The organism is Proteus vulgaris (assembly GCF_023100685.1).
In the GTDB taxonomy this organism is placed as follows: Bacteria; Pseudomonadota; Gammaproteobacteria; order Enterobacterales; family Enterobacteriaceae; genus Proteus.
Genome location: NZ_CP090064.1, coordinates 222627 through 244512, shown reverse-complemented (window position 1 = coordinate 244512; position 21886 = coordinate 222627). Strand labels below are relative to the sequence as shown.

The 21886-nt window shown below is 38.7% G+C and carries 16 protein-coding genes and 3 tRNA genes; 5 read left to right on the top strand and 14 right to left on the bottom strand.

Translation table 11 applies throughout. The features are described 5' to 3' along the window. Positions 1-319: 319 nt before the first annotated feature. The 10 genes from LW139_RS01225 to tsaE all read right to left on the bottom strand — a co-directional run bounded on the left by LW139_RS01225 (position 320) and on the right by tsaE (position 10963). Positions 320-1618 carry an adenylosuccinate synthase gene (locus tag LW139_RS01225; RefSeq protein ID WP_109408525.1) on the bottom strand — a complete coding sequence of 433 codons (1299 nt, stop codon included), beginning with the start codon at positions 1616-1618 and terminating at the stop codon, positions 320-322. 102 nt (positions 1619-1720) lie between these two features. Beyond that, a complete protein-coding gene (locus LW139_RS01220) occupies positions 1721-1891 on the bottom strand; it encodes a hypothetical protein (protein ID WP_164525857.1) in 171 nt (56 codons plus the stop codon). Positions 1892-2073: 182 nt separating this feature from the next. Then, entirely contained in the window at positions 2074-3078 is a 1005-nt protein-coding gene (gene hflC / locus LW139_RS01215; RefSeq protein WP_166540282.1) for a protease modulator HflC, read from the bottom strand. Between the two features lie 2 nt (positions 3079-3080). After that, complete coding sequence (gene hflK / locus LW139_RS01210) at positions 3081-4355, bottom strand: FtsH protease activity modulator HflK (RefSeq protein ID WP_166540281.1); 1275 nt, start codon at positions 4353-4355, stop codon at positions 3081-3083. Between the two features lie 92 nt (positions 4356-4447). Continuing rightward, on the bottom strand, positions 4448-5731 hold the full coding sequence (hflX, locus tag LW139_RS01205; protein ID WP_109408475.1) for a ribosome rescue GTPase HflX: 1284 nt from the start codon (positions 5729-5731) through the stop codon (positions 4448-4450). A 94-nt stretch (positions 5732-5825) separates the two neighbouring features. Further along, on the bottom strand, positions 5826-6113 hold the full coding sequence (hfq, locus tag LW139_RS01200) for an RNA chaperone Hfq (protein WP_072069604.1): 288 nt from the start codon (positions 6111-6113) through the stop codon (positions 5826-5828). Between the two features lie 109 nt (positions 6114-6222). Beyond that, complete coding sequence (miaA, locus tag LW139_RS01195) at positions 6223-7164, bottom strand: tRNA (adenosine(37)-N6)-dimethylallyltransferase MiaA (RefSeq protein WP_247850515.1); 942 nt, start codon at positions 7162-7164, stop codon at positions 6223-6225. Beyond that, on the bottom strand, positions 7157-9133 hold the full coding sequence (mutL, locus tag LW139_RS01190; protein ID WP_247850514.1) for a DNA mismatch repair endonuclease MutL: 1977 nt from the start codon (positions 9131-9133) through the stop codon (positions 7157-7159). Before mutL ends, miaA begins: the two co-directional genes overlap by 8 nt. 23 nt (positions 9134-9156) lie before the next feature. Continuing rightward, positions 9157-10482, bottom strand: a complete 1326-nt coding sequence (locus LW139_RS01185; protein ID WP_247850513.1) for an N-acetylmuramoyl-L-alanine amidase — start codon at positions 10480-10482, stop codon at positions 9157-9159. A 13-nt stretch (positions 10483-10495) separates the two neighbouring features. Continuing rightward, a complete protein-coding gene (gene tsaE, locus LW139_RS01180) occupies positions 10496-10963 on the bottom strand; it encodes a tRNA (adenosine(37)-N6)-threonylcarbamoyltransferase complex ATPase subunit type 1 TsaE (protein ID WP_072069608.1) in 468 nt (155 codons plus the stop codon). 224 nt (positions 10964-11187) lie between these two features. On the opposite strand from tsaE, the gene queG reads away from it, so the two are divergent. Next, positions 11188-12342: a tRNA epoxyqueuosine(34) reductase QueG gene (queG, locus tag LW139_RS01175; protein WP_109408470.1), complete on the top strand. Its 1155-nt coding sequence runs from the start codon at positions 11188-11190 to the stop codon at positions 12340-12342. Between the two features lie 719 nt (positions 12343-13061). Here queG and LW139_RS01170 read toward each other — a convergent pair. From LW139_RS01170 to orn, 4 genes are all read right to left on the bottom strand, one after another. After that, positions 13062-13137, bottom strand: a tRNA-Gly gene (locus tag LW139_RS01170). A gap of 35 nt (positions 13138-13172) precedes the next feature. Continuing rightward, positions 13173-13248, bottom strand: a tRNA-Gly gene (locus tag LW139_RS01165). Between the two features lie 36 nt (positions 13249-13284). After that, a tRNA-Gly gene (locus LW139_RS01160) sits at positions 13285-13360 on the bottom strand. Positions 13361-13526: 166 nt separating this feature from the next. Next, complete coding sequence (gene orn / locus LW139_RS01155; RefSeq protein ID WP_166540276.1) at positions 13527-14072, bottom strand: oligoribonuclease; 546 nt, start codon at positions 14070-14072, stop codon at positions 13527-13529. Positions 14073-14187: 115 nt separating this feature from the next. Between orn and rsgA the strand changes: the two genes are divergently transcribed. The 4 genes from rsgA (at position 14188) to LW139_RS01135 (ending at position 21762) form a co-directional block, all read left to right on the top strand. Continuing rightward, on the top strand, positions 14188-15246 hold the full coding sequence (rsgA, locus tag LW139_RS01150; RefSeq protein ID WP_166540275.1) for a small ribosomal subunit biogenesis GTPase RsgA: 1059 nt from the start codon (positions 14188-14190) through the stop codon (positions 15244-15246). A gap of 88 nt (positions 15247-15334) precedes the next feature. Then, positions 15335-16231 (top strand): archaetidylserine decarboxylase, encoded by an 897-nt coding sequence (gene asd / locus LW139_RS01145; RefSeq protein WP_247850512.1) that lies wholly within the window; start codon positions 15335-15337, stop codon positions 16229-16231. 22 nt (positions 16232-16253) lie between these two features. Beyond that, on the top strand, positions 16254-19589 hold the full coding sequence (gene mscM, locus LW139_RS01140) for a miniconductance mechanosensitive channel MscM (RefSeq protein WP_166540274.1): 3336 nt from the start codon (positions 16254-16256) through the stop codon (positions 19587-19589). A gap of 1318 nt (positions 19590-20907) precedes the next feature. Beyond that, on the top strand, positions 20908-21762 hold the full coding sequence (locus LW139_RS01135; protein ID WP_247850511.1) for a LysR family transcriptional regulator: 855 nt from the start codon (positions 20908-20910) through the stop codon (positions 21760-21762). Positions 21763-21886 lie beyond the last annotated feature (124 nt).

Here is a 21886-nt window from a genome sequence, read left to right as displayed (position 1 = left end):
TAGCAAAGATATGCTCAAAAGTGAGTTATTTCCGTCTCTCACTTGACTACTAACAAAATAATAGCGACATCACAGGCAAAGAAAAAGCGATACTGTCGATTTTCAACAGATCGCTTTTCTATTTCTGGCATTACAACAATAACATTGTCTTATTGTTTTTACTCGTTACAGATAAAACAGAAGCAAAACCGAGTGTAAAGCTGTCTTATCTTATTATGTAACGCGCATTTTTATCTTTAATTCACCTACAAACAGATACGAAAAAATCGCCCCTGTCATTTTCAGGGACGATTTTCACATCAAGCCTATTTAATGCGAATTAAGCATCAAATGGATGACGGAGAATAATAGTCTCTGAGCGATCTGGGCCTGTAGAAACGATATCAACAGGAACACCAGTTAACTCTTCTACACGTTTGATGTAGTTTAGTGCTGCTTGTGGCAATTGGGCGTGATCTTTCACACCAAATGTCGTTTCGTTCCAACCCGGCATTGATTCATAGATAGGCTCGATACCTTCCCAATCATCAGCAGCTAAAGGTGTAGTATCAATCACTTCACCGTTTGGTAAACGATAGCCTACGCACAATTTCACTTCTTTCAGACCATCTAATACATCCAGCTTAGTCATGCAGAAGCCAGACAGTGAGTTGATTTGAACAGCGCGACGAATAGCAACGATATCTAACCAACCAGTACGACGGCTACGACCAGTGGTTGCACCAAATTCTTGGCCTTTCTCACGCAGGAAGTCACCCACTTCATCAAACAGTTCAGTTGGGAATGGACCTGCACCGACACGAGTAGAATACGCTTTGATGATCCCTAATACGTAGCCAACATAGCGAGGGCCTAAACCTGAGCCTGTTGCCACGCCACCAGCGGTGGTGTTTGAAGAGGTTACATATGGATAAGTACCATGGTCGATGTCTAATAAAGTACCTTGTGCACCTTCAAACATCACTAACTCACCGTTTTGTGTTGCTTTGTACAGTAAGTCAGAAACATCAACAACCATACCTGTCAGAATATCAGCGATTGCCATGATATCGTCTAAGGTTTTTTGGTAATCAACAGGTTCAACTTTGTAGTAGTTAACCAGTTGGAAGTTATGGTATTCGATGATTTCTTTGAGTTTTTGTGCAAATGCTTTTTTATCAAACAGATCGCCAACACGTAAACCACGACGAGCAACTTTATCTTCGTAAGCAGGGCCAATACCGCGACCTGTTGTACCGATAGCTTTCTCGCCACGCGCTTTCTCACGCGCATTATCTAATGCGATATGATAAGGAAGGATTAATGGGCAAGCTTCAGACAGAAGTAAACGAGAGCGAACAGGAATGCCACGATCTTCAAGTTGGGTCATTTCCTTCATCAGCGCTTCTGGTGATAAAACGACACCGTTTGCTATGATGCTAACAACATTTTCACGGAGAATGCCTGATGGGATTAAATGAAGAACGGTTTTTTCACCGTCGATGACTAGAGTGTGACCCGCGTTATGGCCACCTTGGTAGCGAACAACATACTTAGCGCGTTCTGTCAGCAAATCGACTATCTTGCCTTTGCCTTCGTCACCCCACTGGGTGCCCAATACGACAACGTTATTACTCATTTCAAAATACACTCGGTTGCTTAAAAAAGGATTCTACCATCTCAAATCAAGAGTTACAGTAGATTTTATCTAATTATGTCATCCCCGCTTTTAAGCAATAGATTATCTTGCCATTGTCAATATTTTTGCCCGAAAAATCCGCACCACAAACATATTGTGACTTTCATCAACAGTTTTGATCGCAAAAATAGGAAGCAGAGTGACATAAAAGTGAAAATGGCGAAGAAGACGCTTCGGAATTGCCGAAGGTTTATCTTGAAATGCAATTTTCACTTTATACTATCCCAGCTAAAGCCATTTTGGAAACCATTAAGGATAATTTTTCATCTTAATAAGCACAATTATTTATTTTGCTACTAAGTAATTCTTTTTATCTTATTGATATCAAAAAAAATCCCCCACTTATTAAGGTGGAGGATTTTTATTATTTATTCAGTCAATCTAACGCGTTTTAATTACTCTTCAATCGCACGCGCTTTGGTTGGTGCTTTCATATAGCGTAAGAAATCGCTATCTGGGCTTAACACCATGACGTCATTGCCGTCTTGATTAAAGCTCTTCTCATAAGCACGTAAGCTACGAATGAAAGCATAGAAGTCAGGATCTTGGTTGAATGCATCAGCAAACAGTTTTGTTGCTTGTGCATCACCTTCACCACGAAGACGTAAAGATTCACGCTCAGATTCAGCTAATGTTTCTGTTACTGTCTTATCCGCCGCTGCACGAATTTTCACCGCTTGCTCTTGACCTTGTGAACGGTGACGACGAGCAACTGCTTCACGTTCTGCACGCATACGCTGATAAATCGCCTCAGAAACTTCCATAGGTAGGTTGATTTGCTTGATTCGAACGTCAATCACTTCAATACCTAATGCTGCCATACTGTTCATATTGATAGCAGGAGCTTGGCCTTTAGTTTCTTCAGCTACTTTCTTCGCTGCAATAGCAATAGCATCATCAGCAGCACTTGTATCACGAGAAGGTGTACCTTCATTCAGTGCATTACGAACATCAATGGTTAAACGACCACGAGAATCCGTAATAATTTGGTTTACGCTCATACGACCAATTTCAGAACGTAAACGGTCACTAAATTTACGACGTAGTAAAGTTTCAGCTTGCGTTGTATTACCACCACCTGTTGCCAGATAGTAAGTACTGAAATCACTGATACGCCATTTTAGATAAGAATCGACTAATAAGTCTTTGTTCTCACCTGATAAGAAACGGTCTTGCTGGATATTCATAGTTTGAATACGCGCATCCAGTTTTTTCACATTCTCAATGAATGGAATTTTAAAATGAATACCTGGCTCATAAACAACAGGTTTATTTTCAGCATCACGCACAACTTTCGCAAAGCGTAAAATGATACCACGCTCATATTGTTGAACGACAAATACAGAGGAGTACAACAACGCTAAAATAATAACTGCAACAACAGCGATAACTTTACGCATGATTATTGTCCTCCTTGATTATTGCCGTAAGGCTGACCATAACCGCCATTATTACTACCATATCCACCATTACCATAAGTCGTTGTTGCTGGTTTTTGTGTCGGTGTTGGATTTACAGTTGGAGCTGGTGCGGGCATACGAGCCGACGCCTCAAGGGTATTTGATGCTCCCGATTGAGATGGCTGACGTAGCATTTGCTCTAAAGGTAGCACTAACATGCTGTTACCTTTATCATTTGCAATGATTTTACGTGTTTTCGATAGCACTTTTTCCATCGTTTCAATGTAAAGACGCTCGCGAGTAATTTCAGGAGCTGCACGATACTCAGGTAAGATTTTAGCAAAGCTAGCTACCTCACCCTCTGCTCTCATCACCACACTGGTTTTATACGCTGTTGCTTCTTCAATCATACGTTGTGCGTTACCTTTAGCTAACGGTAACACTTCGTTTTTATAAGCCTCAGCTTGACGAATTGTTTTTTGTTCTTCTTCACGAGCCGCAATTACGTCATCGAATGCTGCTTTTACAGCTTCTGGTGGGCGCGCAACTTGGAAGTTGACGTCCACAATAGAGATACCCATATTATAAGGGCGGATAGTCTCTTCTAATTCTTGACGCGTCTGGTCACGAATTTCTGAACGGTTTGAAGTCAGAATTTTTTCCATTTCTGAACGACCAATAACACCACGTACAGCACTGTCAGTTGCTTGACCTAAACTGTTAATAGGTGTTGTGAGGTTAAACAGAAATGTTTCTGGATCAGAGACAACGTACTGTACGTTTATCTCAACTTGAACCATATTTTCATCTGACGTTAACATCATGCCACCCGTGGTTAAATCACGGATAGTTTTCACGTTAACAGGCTGAACTTCATCAACAAAAGTCGGTTTCCAGTTCAGACCGGGTTCAACGATTTGGTAAAATTTACCAAAACGCGTCACGACACCCTGTTCTGCTTCTTTAATGGTATAAAAACCACTTGCAGCCCAAACTACGACAACCGCACCTAATGCAAGAGAAATCAAAAGATTTCCAGCATTACCACGAGGCCCGCCATTTTGCCCAGAAGAGGAGTTTCCACCTTTTTTACCGCCGAAACCACCAAGTTTTTCACTCAGTTTACGGAACATATCATCGAGATCTGATGCTCCACGATTCCGACCTCCTTGATTGCCGTTGGAGTTACCGTTACCATCGCCATTATTATTGCCGCTGTTACGGTTACCCCACGGGTCGCGGTCTTGTCCGTTGTTACCGGGCTGATTCCACGCCATGTTCTAGCTCCATTATTATGATTAGATTTATCAGGCTTAAGAGCCGATTTCGTCGCCAGCTCTCAGTTAATGTTCTTTTTTATGGCCGAATATCAGACCACGTAATCCAATAAATTGGGTTCCTGCTTGCAAAGGCGATGCCAGTCTACCATAGGCATACGTATGATTAGCCCAACTTTACCGTCTTTTTCAATCCATTCACGCTCTATTGACTGTAATTGATAAAAACGACTACGCAAGCGCCCTGTATCTTCTGGCGGTAAACGTAATTCAAAGTGTGCGATCTCACCTGAAAGACGTTCTGTCAACGCCTGATATAACAGAGGAATACCTTCGCCTGTTTGTGCTGAAACCCAAACCCTAACGGGTAAGTTTTCTTCATTTCGATCAATTCTTGGTGTGAAGTCTTCAAGAAGATCAATTTTGTTCATGACATGCAGTGTTGGTATTTCTTGAGCATCTATCTCTTCTAATACACTTTCAACTGCATGAATATTCTCCTCAAAACGACTATCTGCTGCATCAATAACATGAAGAAGCAAGGTTGCTTCTCGTGTTTCTTGCAAAGTCGCTTTAAAAGCAGCAACAAGATCATGAGGTAAATGTCGAATAAATCCAACGGTATCAGCCAATACAACCGTTCCCACATCATCAACTTGAATACGTCTTAATGTAGGATCCAATGTTGCAAACAACTGATCTGCCGCATACACATCAGAACAGGTAATATGATTAAATAAACTCGATTTTCCTGCATTCGTGTAACCAACAAGGGATAATGTTGGAATATCAGCTTTACTCCGCGCTTGTCTTCCTTGTTCACGCTGACGCTCAACCCTACCCAATCGCATTAGAATTTGACTAATTTTACCTCGGAGTAAGCGGCGGTCCGTTTCTAGCTGAGTTTCACCTGGTCCTCGTAACCCAATCCCCCCTTTTTGTCTTTCAAGGTGAGTCCACCCTCTGACTAAACGAGTTGATAAGTGACGTAACTGGGCGAGTTCTACCTGTAGCTTTCCTTCATGAGTTCTTGCTCTTTGAGCAAAAATATCAAGGATAACTCCCGTGCGATCAACAACACGGCATTCACAAAGTCTTTCCAGATTTCGTTCTTGTGCCGGTGTCAGTGCATGATTAAATAAAACAACATCTGCACCACTTGCTTTTACAGCCTCGGCAATTTCTTCTGCCTTACCTTCACCCACATAATATTTGGGATGAGGCGCTTTACGATTTCCTGTAATAATCTGAACTGGCTTAACACCCGCAGATGTCACCAAGGATTCAAATTCTTGCAAATCATCAACATCCTTTTCCTGAGAAAAGAAGACGTGCACTAAGACGGCGAGTTCGCCACCTTCATAACGATCAAACAAAGGCGAAACCTCTTGGACTTTATAAAAACAGGAAAAAACATAGGTAAAGTCTCCCTACCTATGTTTTTCTTATATCAAGAATAATAATGGATAATTATTCTGCAACATCATCCTGCTGAGTAGCGCTACCGCTATAACCTGTACCAGTTTGATTCGTACCTGTGTTGCTATGATGAGAAACAGGACGCGAAGGTACCACGGTAGAGATAGCATGTTTATATACCATCTGGCTTACTGTGTTTTTCAGCAAAATAACAAATTGGTCAAAAGATTCGATCTGACCCTGCAATTTAATACCGTTTACCAAATAGATAGAAACGGGAACCCTTTCACGACGTAATGCGTTCAGGAAAGGATCTTGCAAAGATTGCCCCTTAGCCATTCTATGTTTTCCTTATTTTGTTGTTTTATATTAGAACCCAATTGGTTCGAAAAATGAACTACTCAAAAATTGCGCTTTGGCAACTATCAATTTTACACAAACCTACCATCTATGCACTAACTACCTGCAAAACAGTGTCAAGAGATTGTTTCGGATCTTCACTATCAAGCCAGTGAATATCATTCCAGCCTCTTAACCAGGTGATTTGTCGTTTCGCTAATTGCCGGGTAGCACAGATCCCTCGATAAACCATCTCATCATAATCTATTTCGCCTGATAAATATGACCACATCTGGCGATAACCGACACAACGTACAGAAGGTAAATCTTCATGCAAATCACCCCGTTCATATAATAATTTTACTTCATCTTCAAATCCACACGTTAACATCTGTTTAAAACGTGCTTCAATGCGTTGGTGAAGAACATTTCTATCTTTCGGAGCAATCGCAAATTGATAAACATCATAGGGCAAAGATTCGCCTGATATTTTTGTCAACTCTGTCATTGTTTTACCTGAAATCAGGTAAACTTCTAGCGCACGAGAAAGCCGTTGAGGATCATTAGGATGTATTCGTTGCGCAGCAACGGGGTCAACTAATGCAAGCTCTTTATGTATCGCCTCCCATCCTTTCTCCGTTGCTCTTTTCTCTATTTCAGCACGAACCTCTGGATTGGCACTAGGTAAAGGCGATAGGCCATCAAGTAACGCTTTAAAATATAGCATAGTCCCACCCACTAATAGTGGAATTCGCCCAGCAGCTGTAATTTCTTCCATTGCACTTAATGCATCTCGGCGAAAATCTGCTGCTGAGTAAGGTAATGCTGGGTCTAGAATATCAATTAACCGGTGTGGCGCAAGCGATTGCTCTGTCGCATCTGGCTTAGCTGTTCCAATATCCATCCCACGATAGATAAGAGCAGAATCCACACTAATAATATCTACAGGTAGTTTTTGTCTTAGTGCTATTGCTAATGCTGTTTTACCTGACGCTGTAGGCCCCATTAAAAAAATAGCTTTAGGTTTTATTTGTGTGTTTACATCACTCATTATTTAATGCCGCTACCACCGATTGTAATTCTATTAATTGTAATAAGTTTTTTGCTGGCTGTCTGACATATTGAGGACAAAGTCTTTCAATATCTGCCAATAACCCGACAGCTTGAGCTTGTGACCATGTTGCTTGCTCTGCGCTTATCTGTTTTGCAAACCACTGCCCAAGCTGTTGTTTTGTGCATGATTTTTCAATCGATAAATACGCCAATAATGCGGCCAGTAACACAGGTAAATTTTGCTGACGCAAAGGCAACGGTACTGCATATATTGTTGCTTTACCCTGTAAAATTTCAATAGTAATACCAAAATCACTGATTAATGCGTGAAACTGATTGAATACATTAATTTCTTCTTTACTTAATGCTAATTTTAAAGGCACTAACAAAGGTTGGGGCTTCAATATTTCATCTTTAGGCAATAATTGCGCACATTTTAACAGAAAATCAGCTTGTTCCAATGATAACAGCCCAAGACCTTGTGAAGATTCTATTAACGCATATTTCTGCTGATAAATTGCCAATACTCGCCCAAAAGTATAATCAGTTTGCCCTTCTTTCGCATTGACAGAACGAGGCATCACCGAAATCACATCGTCTTCAATATTATTAGTTGTATGAACGATTTCATCTAAATTCAATGGGGCACGTTCAGGAAATAACGGTATTTTTTCTTTATCGTTTGATGTAGAAGCACTTTCTTGCATCATTTTTTGATAAAGCGCACCTTGTGTGCGTTGATAGCTTTCACCAAACTGACGATTTTCACCGAATTGGCGAGGTTGTTTTTGATGATGAGTATCCCGTTCATTAACTTGATGTGACTGAACTCTATTAGAGGCGTTTTGACTAGTGGGTGTTTGATAAGGCTGTGAAAATACGTTTTCACCTGCTACTTGACGATTTTCAGGAAAACTCAACGCAATTTCATTATCTTCTTCATCTAAAGTCTGTGATAAAGGCGTCTGTGTGGCTTGTCGTAAAACACTCAACACCCCCTGATAAATAAAATCATGCACTAAACGTGATTCATGAAAGCGGACTTCATGTTTAGCTGGATGAACATTAACGTCCACTTGATGAGGATCAACGCTCAAATAGAGGATATAAGAAGGCTGTTGTTCTCCTTGCAAATACCCATCATAAGCCTGACGAATAGCATGATTAATCAACCTATCACGCATCATTCGTCCATTCACATAACAATATTGAATGTCACTGCATTGCACTGATGACAAGGGGTGTTCTACCCAACCTTTTATCGCTAAATCACCATGTTCCCACGATAAATGCATCGATTGATTGACAAAGTTATTACCGCAAATCGCACTCAGACGGCGATTTTGCTGGCTTTCATCTTTTACTGCACGGTATTGGCGAACACGTTTGCCATTATGGGTAAGATTAATAGAGACATCAAAGCGTGATAACGCAATTCTGCGAACCACTTCATCAATATGTGCAAATTCTGTTTTTTCAGTGCGTAAAAATTTACGTCTTGCCGGCGTATTATAAAACAGATCAAGGACTTCAACCGTACTCCCCACAGGATGAGCTGCGGGTTTAACGGTAACGGCCATATCTCGGCCTTCTGCATAAGCTTGCCACGCTTCATCTTGAGATTGTGTGCGTGAGGTCAGCGTTAGACGAGAAACAGAGCTAATACTGGCTAATGCTTCTCCACGAAATCCCATACTTATTATGGCTTCAAGATCATCAAGACTTGATATTTTACTAGTTGCATGGCGAGCAAGTGCTAACTTCAAATCATCGTGATTGATGCCACATCCATTATCACGAATACGGATAAGTTTGGCGCCACCTTTATCGATATCAATATCAATTGTAGTCGCCCCTGCATCTAAACTATTTTCGAGTAACTCTTTGACCACAGATGCAGGTCTTTCAACAACTTCCCCTGCGGCAATTTGATTTGCAAGCTGAGGAGGTAATAAATTTATCGCCATTACCTTTATTCCCTTTTACTCAATCAATTGGGTGCATTTTGTAAAGGATGAGCCAGAAAATAATTTCTTAAACCCGCATGAATAGAAGCGGCAAGTTTTTCTTGATAAGCATCAGAAATCAGTAACTGTTCTTCAGCTGCATGACTAATAAAACCCGTTTCAACTAAAATTGAAGGGATATCCGGTGAACGTAACACGCCTAAACTCGCATGTTCTGGTGTCTTTTTATGCAAAGACCCAACTTTTCTCAACTCAGATAACACAGCAACAGCAACGTCATAACCCACACGCTGTGAATTACCAAATTGCAAATCAAGTACCGTTTGACTTAAATAAGGATCAGCCCCATCAGATAAAGCATCACCTGCACCACCAAGTAATTCAGATTGCTTTTCACTTTGTTCAAGCCATTTACCTAATTCACTGTTTGCTCGACGATTAGAAAGCACCCACACAGAAGCGCCTCTTGCACTGCGATTAGGGGCCGAGTCTGCATGGATAGAAACTAACATATTCGCATTTTGCTTACGGGCAACTTCCGAACGTCCAGCAACGGAAATAAAATAGTCACCATTACGAGTTAATACCGGTTTAAACATCGGATCGTTATGTAAACGAGTTTCTAATTTTCTTGCCACACTTAAAGTGACATCTTTTTCACGATTACCTTTCTGGCCTATCGCACCAGGATCTTGCCCACCATGACCTGCATCTATCGCAATAATAATTTGACGAGAGCCCGCTTGTGGTTTTGATGGAGTGGTACGTGGTTTCACAATAGGAGCAACTGGGGCAATCTCTGCTTTGGGTGTCATGGTTAAAGGCGCCATTTCTCTATTTATATTTGAGGCTGACGCCGTCATTGTTGTCGGCGCTAAAGCGACCACATTCACGGTGGGTTGAGAGTGATTATTTTGTCGAGCATTCATTGCTTTGATAGTAAGCACTAACTTATAATCACCGCTTACATTCATTAGACTTTCAGTCACAACAATTGGCTGGGCAAGTTCCACGACCATACTTTGATATTGGCTATCTTTTGATTGCGTTGCACGAATTTTATGAACTAACTGCCCATTGCCTAATGTTGCAGGCAACCCTGTAATTTTTGTGCTCTGTTTAAAATCCATCACCAAACGGTCAGGATTTTTTAATGAATAATATCGATAGCTAGGCTTCCCACCACTAAAAGAGAATGTGAGGGTTGTTGCTGAAATACCGTTTTCTGCTTTTACTTCTGTCACAGTAGCGGCTTGTGCTATTTGCACAAAAAATAAAGACAAAACAACCAACAGAAAGGCAACAACATAGCGCTGACTTTGACTCACAATGGTGATGAGACTCGACATAATCAATATTCCTTTATGCAGACTGAATATGGGATAAAACAGTATTCCCTCTTTGTGAAAGGGCAACAAAACGCGCTTTTCGACCTTCATCTTCATAGCTTAAATGAAGTTCTAAATCGGCGTTAGGTAAAAAGCCTTCGCCTTGTGATGGCCATTCAATAAGACATAACGCGTCTTGCTCAAAATAGTCGCGTATTCCCATAAATTCCAGCTCCTCCGCCGATGCTAAACGATAAAGATCGAAATGATAAACAGGATTCGGCGAAAGCATATAAGGCTCAACTAATGTATATGTTGGGCTTTTAACATGCCCTTGATGACCAAGCGCTTGCAAAAAGCCTCGGCTAAAGGTTGTTTTTCCAGCACCAAGATCGCCATATAAATAAATGATCAATCCGCTATGATTAGTCGCCATTGCAACAGTACGCCCTAGTTCAACTGTTGCCGCTTCATCTTCTAATGTAACAACCCATTCTTTCATATTAATATAATCTATTGTTAAGTTATAACGGCTTAATAAAGAGAGATCGTTGGATAACCTCAAATACCAAGCTTTATATGTTCTCTTAAGGCAAATAGTTATCGAAATAACTATCAAATAACCATACCATAAATCTATTTATTGCGAGGATTTTTCCTACTGGCTCACTATGATACACTGCGCGCTCTTAGGACTCACCTCTTACCTATTGATTCGGTTTATTCATGTCATCACTCGATCTTAATCTTCTCGCTCAAAACATTAAATTATGGGGTTCTGAGCTAGGTTTTCAACAAACTGGGATATGTGATACTGACTTATCACTTGAAGAGCCTCGCTTACAAGCTTGGTTAGATAAACAATATCATGGCGAAATGGCATGGATGGCGAAATATGGTATGACGCGTGCAAGACCTCATGAACTTGTGCCTGGCACATTGCGGGTTATTAGCGTGAGAATGAATTACCTTCCCACAGATGCCGCTTTCGCACGAACATTAAATAATCCAGAACAAGGCTATATTAGTCGCTATGCACTAGGTCGGGATTATCACAAAGTATTAAGGCAGCGTCTTAAAAAGCTCGGCGAAAAAATTACTCAATATTGCCAACAATATGAATATCAAGGGATCGTCAATTTTCGTCCTTTCGTTGATTCAGCACCTATAATGGAACGCCCTTTAGCGGTTAAAGCTGGACTTGGCTGGGTTGGTAAACACTCACTTGTTATCAACAACCAAGCTGGCTCTTGGTTCTTTCTAGGTGAGTTACTTATCGATTTGCCTTTACCCACAGATAGCCCTGTCGAAGAACAATGTGGTAAATGTGTCGCTTGCATGACAACGTGCCCGACTGGCGCCATTGTCGAGCCTTATACTATCGATGCACGGCGGTGTATTTCGTATCTTACAATTGAGCTTGATGGCGCGATCCCTGAAGAATTTCGCCCATTAATGGGTAACCGCATCTATGGTTGTGATGATTGTCAGCTTATTTGTCCTTGGAATCGCTTCTCATCATTGACAGATGAAGAGGATTTCTCTCCCCGCCGAGCACTTCATACACCTGAATTACTCGATCTTTTTCAATGGAGTGAAGAAAAATTTCTTCGTATAACAGAAGGTTCGCCGATCCGTCGTATTGGTTACTTACGCTGGCTTAGAAATATTAGCGTGGCGTTAGGAAATGCGCCTTATCAAGATAAAATTATACTTGCCTTGAAAGAGCGCTTTGGATTAAGTGATGTTTTAGATGAACATTTGAATTGGGCAATTGCCCAGCAGACAGCAAAACGAAATGAAAAAGAGGTAAAAATACAGACTTCACAACAAAAACGTCTAGTAAGAGCAATAACTAAAGGCTTACCGAGAGATGCTTAGTTTTTAACATAATAAACATATAACGAGTAATCTTTAATTTCACCTGTGAATAAAATAAAAATCCCTTGCCTATCAACATGAAAAAAAAATTCAAGCGAACTAAGACTCAATTTTCAAAAAAAATAAAATAAACTGAATTATCAAATAGATATAAAATCCAATTGATTTATTGAAGAGAATAATATCCTTATCACTTAATGATAGGTATCTGTGGATAACTCTGTGCAGTAAAAAAATAAATAGTGCTTAGATGCGGTGGTTATTAGCATCTCACTGTGGATAAATCAATTTGGGAAGATTTTAAGAATAGTAGAATATTTATTACATTTTTTTAAAGAAAAGCGCCTAAAACCCTTTCTTTTTTCTAAAATACTATTCAATGCATGTTTAACAGAATAAAGGCCTAAAACCGAAAAAATGATCTTGCCTTTTATTTCCCCCTTAAATGAGGAAAGGCGCACATTCTAGTGCCGTCAAAATAGAAAAGCAAGCAAAGATCAAAGATAGATCACAAAAAAATAGCTTGATCTTACATGCATTAACGACATTTCTTTTTTTGCACAATAATCACTCACACTCTCTTTACGTGTATTAAGTAAAATTCCCTAATTTATGATCCTAAAACAGTGTAGTCGATATTTAAAAAAGCGAGAGGAAAAACTTAAAATTTTCTTTATGGGGATTAAAAATAAGATTTGTTGAAACAGAAGAGAAAAACTTGGAGCGGGAAACGAGACTCGAACTCGCGACCCCAACCTTGGCAAGGTTGTGCTCTACCAACTGAGCTATTCCCGCATTTGGTAAGTTTTGACAATAGTTAGTAAAAGATTTGGAGCGGGAAACGAGACTCGAACTCGCGACCCCAACCTTGGCAAGGTTGTGCTCTACCAACTGAGCTATTCCCGCATCACATAACACTACTAACAATCGTCTAAGAAAGATTGGAGCGGGAAACGAGACTCGAACTCGCGACCCCAACCTTGGCAAGGTTGTGCTCTACCAACTGAGCTATTCCCGCATCTTTCTTACACCCGTACAAATAAAATTCTTCATCGGTACGGGAAGCGCATTATACGAGAAAAATGCTTAACCGCAAGCCCTTATCAACAAAAAAATGCGTTTTTTTGATTGCATGCTGATAAAATCATCACAATGATGCAATATCAATCATGAGTGCACATTTTTCACTCTTTAATAAAGGTCTTACGATAATAGTCTAGCTCTGCAATAGATTCACGAATATCATCTAATGCTTGATGAGTATTCTTTTTCTTAAAACCGTCTAAAATTTCAGGCTTCCAACGACGCGCCAACTCTTTTAATGTACTGACATCAAGATAGCGGTAGTGAAAATATTGCTCTAGCTCTGGCATATAACGGTACAAAAAACGTCGGTCTTGGCCCACACTATTGCCACAAATAGGTGATACCCCTTTAGGCACCCATTTTTCTAGGAATTCAATTGTCGCTTTTTGTGCTGAATTATCATCATATTGACTGGCTTTCACACGCTCAACTAAACCACTACCAGTATGAGTGCGAGTATTCCATTCATCCATTAAACTCAGTTGTTCATCCGATTGGTGTACAGCAATTACTGGGCCTTCGGCTAAAATATTAAGTTGAGGATCTGTCACAATGGTGGCAATTTCGATGATACGGTCACATTCAGGATCAAGACCGGTCATTTCCAGATCTATCCAGATCAGATTGTTCTCGCTTTTTGACATAATATATCCTAGCTGTTTCTAAGTGTGAGACATGATATTTTAGCGTTTATCATAGCGCGTTTACTCAATAAGCACGACAGAAGAACATCTAACCGAATAATACAAGTGAGGATCGGTGACAAAACGTAAATTATCTAAAGGCCAGCAACGTCGAGTACAAGAAAACCATAAAAAGCGTTTGCAGAGCAAAGAGAAAAAAAACCACGTTGAATTAGACGATACGCAATTAGGCGAAGCGTCCGAAGGTTTAGTCATTAGCCGTTTTGGCCAACATGCAGATATTGAAGCAACTGACGGCTCGATTACTCGATGCAATATCCGACGCACAATTTCATCCTTAGTGACAGGTGATAAAGTTGTGTGGCGCCCTGCGCTACAAATACAAGAAAATGTCCGAGTGAATGGTATCGTTGAAGCGGTACATGAGCGTACCTCTGTGCTAACACGCCCTGACTATTATGATGGAATTAAACCTATTGCGGCAAACATTGACCAGATTATTATTGTCTCCGCCATTTTGCCTGAGTTGTCTTTAAATATTATCGACCGTTACCTTGTCGCTTGCGAAACGTTAAATGTTGAACCTCTAATTGTGCTCAATAAAATCGATATGTTAGATGAACAAAGTCGTAAGACAGTTAGTGAATGGATGCAGACTTATAAAGACATTGGTTATCGTGTCCTTGAAGTCTCTAGCTATACTAAAGAAGGGCTAGATGCGCTCACGCAAGAACTTATCGGCCGTATCTCTATTTTTGCTGGGCAGTCTGGTGTGGGTAAATCAAGCTTACTTAACACGCTACTACCACCGATGGAAGAAAGTATTGTTGTTAATCAGGTCTCTGATAACTCTGGTTTAGGGCAACATACAACAACCGCATCACGTCTTTACCATTTCCCACAAGGCGGAGATGTGATTGATTCTCCAGGTGTCCGTGAATTTGGCTTATGGCATTTAACGCCTGATCAAGTGACAAAAGGATTTGTTGAATTTAGACCGTACCTTGGTGGTTGTAAATTCCGCGATTGTAAACATTTAGACGATCCGGGTTGCTTAATCAGTGAAGCCGTAAAGAAGGGTGAAATATCAGAAACACGCTTTGAAAACTACCATCGTATTTTAGAAAGTATGAGTCAGGTGAAAGTTCGTAAGAACATTAATTTAGACTCTTAATAATTGATTCACTGACAACCCTATTAAGGGTGGGTACAATAGACCCCTTTTGTCTATTTTTTATCGTTTAATCCCAGAGGTTGCCATTTTGGACAAGCTAAAAATTAAACTACAGTATTTATTGCCTAAATTATGGCTCACACAGCTAGCAGGTTGGTTTGCAAACAAAAAAGCGGGTGCAATCACCCAGTTTGTTATCAAAGCCTTCGCAAAAGCCTATAAAGTCGATATGAATGAAGCGAAAGACAGCCAGTTCCAAGCTTATTCAACATTCAATGAGTTCTTTATCCGGGCTTTAAAAGACGGCGTACGTCCTATTGTTGAAGGTGATGACAAACTTGCATTACCAGCAGACGGTGCTGTCAGCCAACTTGGTCTTATCCAAGACGATCAAATTCTGCAAGCTAAAGGACATCATTACACTCTTGAAGCGTTACTCGCAGGTAACTTTATGTTGGCAGATAAGTTCCGTAATGGTCAGTTTATTACGACATATCTTTCGCCTCGCGATTACCACCGTGTTCACATGCCTTGCGATGGTTTATTAAAAGAGATGATTTATGTTCCTGGTGATCTCTTCTCCGTTAATCCATTAACGGCGGCCAATGTACCAAACTTATTTGCACGTAATGAACGCATTATTTGTCTTTTTGAAACACAATTTGGTCCAATGATACAAATTCTGGTAGGTGCAACTATTGTCGGTAGTATTGAAACGATTTGGTGTGGCATGGTAACACCGCCTCGTGAAGGTATTATTAAACGTTGGACTTATCCTCAAGCAGACAAAGCAGGAGCGATATTCTTGAAAAAAGGTGAGGAAATGGGCCGATTTAAGTTAGGCTCAACAGTCATCAACCTTTTCCCTGAAAATACCGTTCAATTGAATAAAGATCTTATAAATGGCTCCGTTACATTAATGGGGGAACAATTAGGTTCCATCATCAATGTTGCTGGCAATGACGCTAACGCCATCAGTGAATAATACGTAATTCGGAGTAACCTTTGTGCGCCTGATAATCAGTCTTTTCTTCTCGCTCTTTTTGACTTTTTCGTTAAGCACATCTGCAATATCAGCAGATGTAGAGAAATTACGTCAAGATATTAAACAACTTGAAGGAAGTACTAATCCTCAAGATATTGAGGCTGTTCAGGCGCTACAAGGCACTATCAACTGGATTAATGATGGTGAAAAAGCGCAAAAAAATGCAGACAACTATCAAAAAACCATTGATGATTATCCAGAGATCACCAAAGAACTCAGAACTAAGCTTCTTGAAGAAAGTCACGCAGTTCCAACTATCCCAGAAAAAATTAGCATTCCTGATTTAGAACAGAAAATTATTCAAGTCAGTAGCCAATTAATGGAGCAAGCAAGGCTTCAACAGCAAGAACAAGACAAAAGCCGTGAAATCAGTGAGTCTTTAAATTTATTGCCTCAACAACTCTCGGAAGCACGTCGTTTATTGAGTGACGCAACAGCAAGGCTTGCCTCTGTCAGTGCATCAACAACACCGTTAACAGAAGCTCAAAATAAGCTGACTCAAGCTGAAGTAACAGCTCGTAAGGCGATGGTTAATGAGCTAGAAATGGCACAGCTATCAGCGAATAATCGCCAAGAAATAGCACGTCTTCGCTTAGAACTATTTAAAAAACGCTATCAACGCCTTGATGTACAACTACAACAATTACGTAGTTTATTGAATATAAAACGCCAAGAAGTCGCTGATCTTGCGTTAGAAAAAACAGAGATGTTAGCAGAACAAGGTGGCGAATTACCTGAGTTTCTGACAAAACAGATCCAAACTAATCGTGAACTTTCGCAGATCCTGAATAAACAAACTCAGGAAATGAGTGAGCTATCAGAAAAACAGCGCATCACCACCCAACAAACACAACAAGTCCGCCAAACACTAACAACTATTCGAGAGCAAGCTCAATGGTTAAGTGGCTCAACAGCCTTAGGTGAAGCACTAAGAACACAACTTTCTCGTTTACCTGAAATGCCTCGTTCACAAGAACTTGATAGAGATATTATTCAATTACGTGTTGAGCGTTTAGGTTATGAGGATATGCTGGAAAACTTAAGTAAGATCCAGCCACCAGAAACTGCCGATGGCTCTAAATTGCCTGAAGCTCAGCAATATATTTTTGATTCTCTTATCCAAGCACGCCATGAATTATTAAATTCTCTGCTATCCGGTTATGATTCTCAAATTCTTGAGTTAACAAAACTGAAAGTTGCCACAACACAATTAGCGGATGCTTTAAAAGAAACAAAAGACGCGACAAACCGTTATATGTTCTGGGTTGCCGATATCAGCCCTATCAAATTCAATTATCCGGTTTTATTAGTCAAAGATATCACTCGGTTACTTTCGTTAGATACCTTTTCACAATTAGGCCATGCAGCTGTTAGCATGCTTAAAAACCAAGATACGTTTCTATTCCTGTTTGTTACCTTATCAATTGTTGGTTTTAGCCTTCGTACTCGAAAGCACTACAACGCCTTTCTTGAAAGGGTCAGTAACCGTATTGGTAAAGTCACTCAAGATCATTTTTCACTGACAATACGCACCGTATTTTGGTCTATTTTAATTGCACTTCCGCTACCTCTGTTATGGTCTGCGGTTGGTTATGGCTTACAAAGTGTTGAATGGCGTTATCCAATGGCTGGCGCAATTGGCTATGGTGTAACGGCGGCCGCTCCCGTGTTGTGGCTATTTATGATCAGTGCAACCTTCGCACGTCATAACGGTTTATTTATTGCTCAATTTAAATGGAAAGAAAGTAGAGTCAAAAAAGCAATGCGTTTTTACCAGCTTTCCATTTTTGTCATCGTCCCGCTGATGATGTCATTAATTACCTTTGAATATTATAGTGATAGAGAATTTGCACCAACCGTTGGTCGCTTCTGTTTCTTGCTACTCTGTATCGCCCTAAGCTTTATTACTTCCAGTCTTAAAAAAGCCCATGTTCCCCTTTATCTTGATAAACATGGATCTGGTGATAATGCAATAAACACTATCTTATGGTGGTTCTTACTTCTTGCTCCTGTTATTGCAGGATTAGCCGCTGTTTTAGGTTACCTTTCTACCTCGATTGTCTTGCTTGGCCGTTTAGAAATGTCAGTAGCAATTTGGTTTGCTTTACTGATTATCTATCACATTATTCAACGTTGGATGCTTATTCAACGTCGTAAATTAGCCTTTGAACGAGCTAAACAGAAACGAGCTGAAATTCTCGCCCAACGTGCAAAAGGCGAAGATGAAAATACCATAGTAGGCAGTAGCGGTGAGAGTACTGTAGGGCTAGAAATAGAGGCTCAAGAAATAGACCTTGATGCAATCAGTGCGCAATCTATTGGTTTAGTTCGCTCTATTCTGACTATGATTGCACTAGTGTCGATGATCTTATTATGGTCTGAATTAAACACTGCATTTTCCTTTGTCGATAATATTCGTCTTTGGGATGTAACCTCATCGGTGAATGGAGTTAACACCATACAACCTATTACCATGGGATCTATTTTAGTGGCGATCCTTGTGATTATTATCACTACGCAATTGGTGAGAAACTTACCCGCTTTACTTGAACTGGCTATTTTACAACATTTAGATTTAACGCCAGGTACAGGCTATGCCATTACTACCATGACTAAATACAGCATCACTCTAATTGGTAGTATTGTAGGCTTCTCTTTATTAGGGATTGAATGGTCAAAATTACAATGGTTAGTCGCAGCAATGGGGGTTGGGTTAGGCTTTGGTTTACAAGAAATTTTTGCCAATATCATTTCAGGGTTGATGATCTTATTTGAAAAACCGATCCGTATTGGTGATACCGTAACCATTCGTAATTTGACGGGGAATATTTCTAAGATCAACACCCGAGCGACAACGTTGACCGACTGGGATAGAAAAGAGATTATCGTACCGAATAAAGCCTTTATCACAGAACAATTTATTAACTGGTCTCTGTCGGACTCTGTTACCCGTATTGTGATGACCATTCCTGCCCCCGCAGACTGCAACAGTGAGCACGTCACCAATGTCTTATTAGAAGCATCAAAACGCTCTACGATGATTTTAGAGAACCCAGCGCCTGAGGTTTATTTAGTCGATTTACAACAAGGTATTCAGATTTTCGAATTACGTGTTTATGCCGCAGAGATGGGGCATAGAATGCCAGCGAGACATGAAATTCATCAAAATATTCTCTTAGCTTTTGCAGAACATGGTATCCCATTACCATTCCCACCATTCCAAGCAAGAGTGGATATGATGGGTAATACAATTCGTAGCTCAATGCGAGCAACACCTAGAGAAGTCGGTGGGTTATAATCCCCCTTCAATTTATTTGATAAAAAGCCATTATCTTCTTGAAAAAAAAGAAAGGTAATGGCTCTATTCTTTTCTTCCTCATTCCTTTCATCCCCTTTTCTGACGCCTTTTTTATTCTATTCTGTGTAGCTGTTTCTCTTATAGCTTATTGATTGTATAAAATTAATCCGCATTTTCTTCTTAGCCTCTTATTTCTAGAAAAAAAACAAATTATTTTTTGATTTTTTGTTTAATAAAATTGATAAGTAATAACATAAAGAAACTATCTACCACTCGATAGTAGTATGAATATAATAAAGTGAGCATCATAAAAAGCTCACTATTCTTTCAGGAAAATATTTTTAATACGGTATATTTTTCTAACTAATGACCAATTTATCCAGAAAATAAAATGTCATTTTGGATAAGGTATTTAATTTACCTTAAGGTGAAATATATTTTGTCTTACCTTTATTATTTTACCGCTCTGTTAACGGAATCGGACTCCTAAATAAAATCAGCTTACAATTATTGATCTAAATCATGTCATTACGTTTTTATACTTAATTACACTCCTTAAATGAGTAGAAATTACTCTTTGTTGGTTTTTAGCTTTTAAATTATTATCGCTAACCGATCATTTTCCTTCCCTAAGTTAAATAAATTAAGTCATTTATAGCGTACAATACTTAACATCAGTATTTAAAATGCCAATAGCTTTACATAGTAGAACACTTCTGAATATCGATATTTAGCACTAAAAAATAGTCTAATTTGGATTAATAAACAGCAACTATCGTTAAAGGCAGTCTTATTTATCTTACTTTAATCACCTTAAGTCAAATATAAAATATTTAACATTCTAAGTTTTAATGCTAAGAATGAATAAGAATAGATAAAAAATAAAAAGAAAAATAATTATAAATAATAAATTCACGATTATTTTAAAACAATAAAATTTAAAACATACTTTAATTAAAATCTATAACTTAATAAAAAATTAAATTAAAAATAAAAAATGAATAAACATCAACAATAATATAAATAGAAGATATTACTTATTGTTCCAAGTAACACCTTTTAGTTATATGGAAAAAAATAACGAAAAAGAATAAAAAAAACATGTCTAATTTATAAAATAAAAATCTTCAAATAAAAAATAATAAATACTTTTCTTAGAATTGTATTACTTATTAATAGATGACATTACAGATTATAATGTTAATATTTTTTAAACTTGATTTTAAAATGAGTATTACTACCTATTAACAATGCTAAGATATATTGCTAGCTTCATTTTTAATGAGTATTAAATAAACAATAATATAAAGGTTCCATTATGGAAAAATCCCGAACGACTCTCGATCAGTGGATTACCTTACAAGCTGTCGTTGACTACGGTGGCTTTGCTCAGGCCGCAGATGCATTATATAGAACACAATCATCAATTAGCTATACTATCAATAAATTAGAGCAGACTTTAGGCGTTGAGATCCTCTCTTTAGAGAAAAGGCGAGCGGTACTTACTCATGAAGGTAAAGTATTACTTGAACTCTCTAGAGAAATTACTGAAAAAGCGATTTCATTAGAAAAAGAGGCTAAAAATTTTTTATTTAACAATAAGTTAAAGATAAACATACTGATAGATCCTTTATATATTTCAGGTCTTTTCTGGAATAAAATTTCTCAATTTATTAAAGACAATAAACACTATGATATTAATATTCATAAAACAGCGCTTAGTAAATCAGATTTTTTAGCACAAAAAGATCAAGATTTGGTGATAACACATTACAATATAAAATCATTGCAACCCATTGATTTAGAAAGTATTAAAACAGTGTTAGTAACACATCCTAAGAGTGTTTTACAACATCTACAACATGATGAATTATCAAAGGAATTACAACAACATACTTATATTTCTTTACTCGCTAACAGCTCAGATGCCGATCATAATAACCAAATTATTCATGTTGGCTCTGTGGAAACAGCAATAAACTTTGTTAAGCAAGGCCTTGGTTATTCTCGACTTCCTTTAACGGTTGTTCAAGAAGAATTGAATAAAAATACGATTAAAAAATTAAATATACATAATGAAGATAAAGAATATAAGTTCTATCTTTATTTGAATAAAAATTCATTTTCAACAGGAGATATAACAAATTTATTATCTTTAATAAATAATAAATGACTATACCAAGATTTAATTTGTGACTAATTAAACATTATTTTTAATTTTAAAAACGAACATTAAATAATTTGATATAAAGACAAAAAAACTCATGTAAATCTTTATTAACTTAAATTTTTCGTGA

What these genes read in the sequence shown, in the direction of transcription:
- hflK (WP_166540281.1), bottom strand. Translation starts at nt 4,355, where the DNA reads ATGGCGTGGAATCAGCCCGGTAACAACGGACAAGACCGCGACCCGTGG.
- hfq (WP_072069604.1), bottom strand. Translation starts at nt 6,113, where the DNA reads ATGGCTAAGGGGCAATCTTTGCAAGATCCTTTCCTGAACGCATTACGT.
- queG (WP_109408470.1), top strand. Translation starts at nt 11,188, where the DNA reads ATGTCATCACTCGATCTTAATCTTCTCGCTCAAAACATTAAATTATGG.
- miaA (WP_247850515.1), bottom strand. Translation starts at nt 7,164, where the DNA reads ATGAGTGATGTAAACACACAAATAAAACCTAAAGCTATTTTTTTAATG.
- LW139_RS01185 (WP_247850513.1), bottom strand. Translation starts at nt 10,482, where the DNA reads ATGTCGAGTCTCATCACCATTGTGAGTCAAAGTCAGCGCTATGTTGTT.
- LW139_RS01225 (WP_109408525.1), bottom strand. Translation starts at nt 1,618, where the DNA reads ATGAGTAATAACGTTGTCGTATTGGGCACCCAGTGGGGTGACGAAGGC.
- hflC (WP_166540282.1), bottom strand. Translation starts at nt 3,078, where the DNA reads ATGCGTAAAGTTATCGCTGTTGTTGCAGTTATTATTTTAGCGTTGTTG.
- orn (WP_166540276.1), bottom strand. Translation starts at nt 14,072, where the DNA reads ATGTCAAAAAGCGAGAACAATCTGATCTGGATAGATCTGGAAATGACC.
- tsaE (WP_072069608.1), bottom strand. Translation starts at nt 10,963, where the DNA reads ATGAAAGAATGGGTTGTTACATTAGAAGATGAAGCGGCAACAGTTGAA.
- LW139_RS01135 (WP_247850511.1), top strand. Translation starts at nt 20,908, where the DNA reads ATGGAAAAATCCCGAACGACTCTCGATCAGTGGATTACCTTACAAGCT.
- mutL (WP_247850514.1), bottom strand. Translation starts at nt 9,133, where the DNA reads ATGGCGATAAATTTATTACCTCCTCAGCTTGCAAATCAAATTGCCGCA.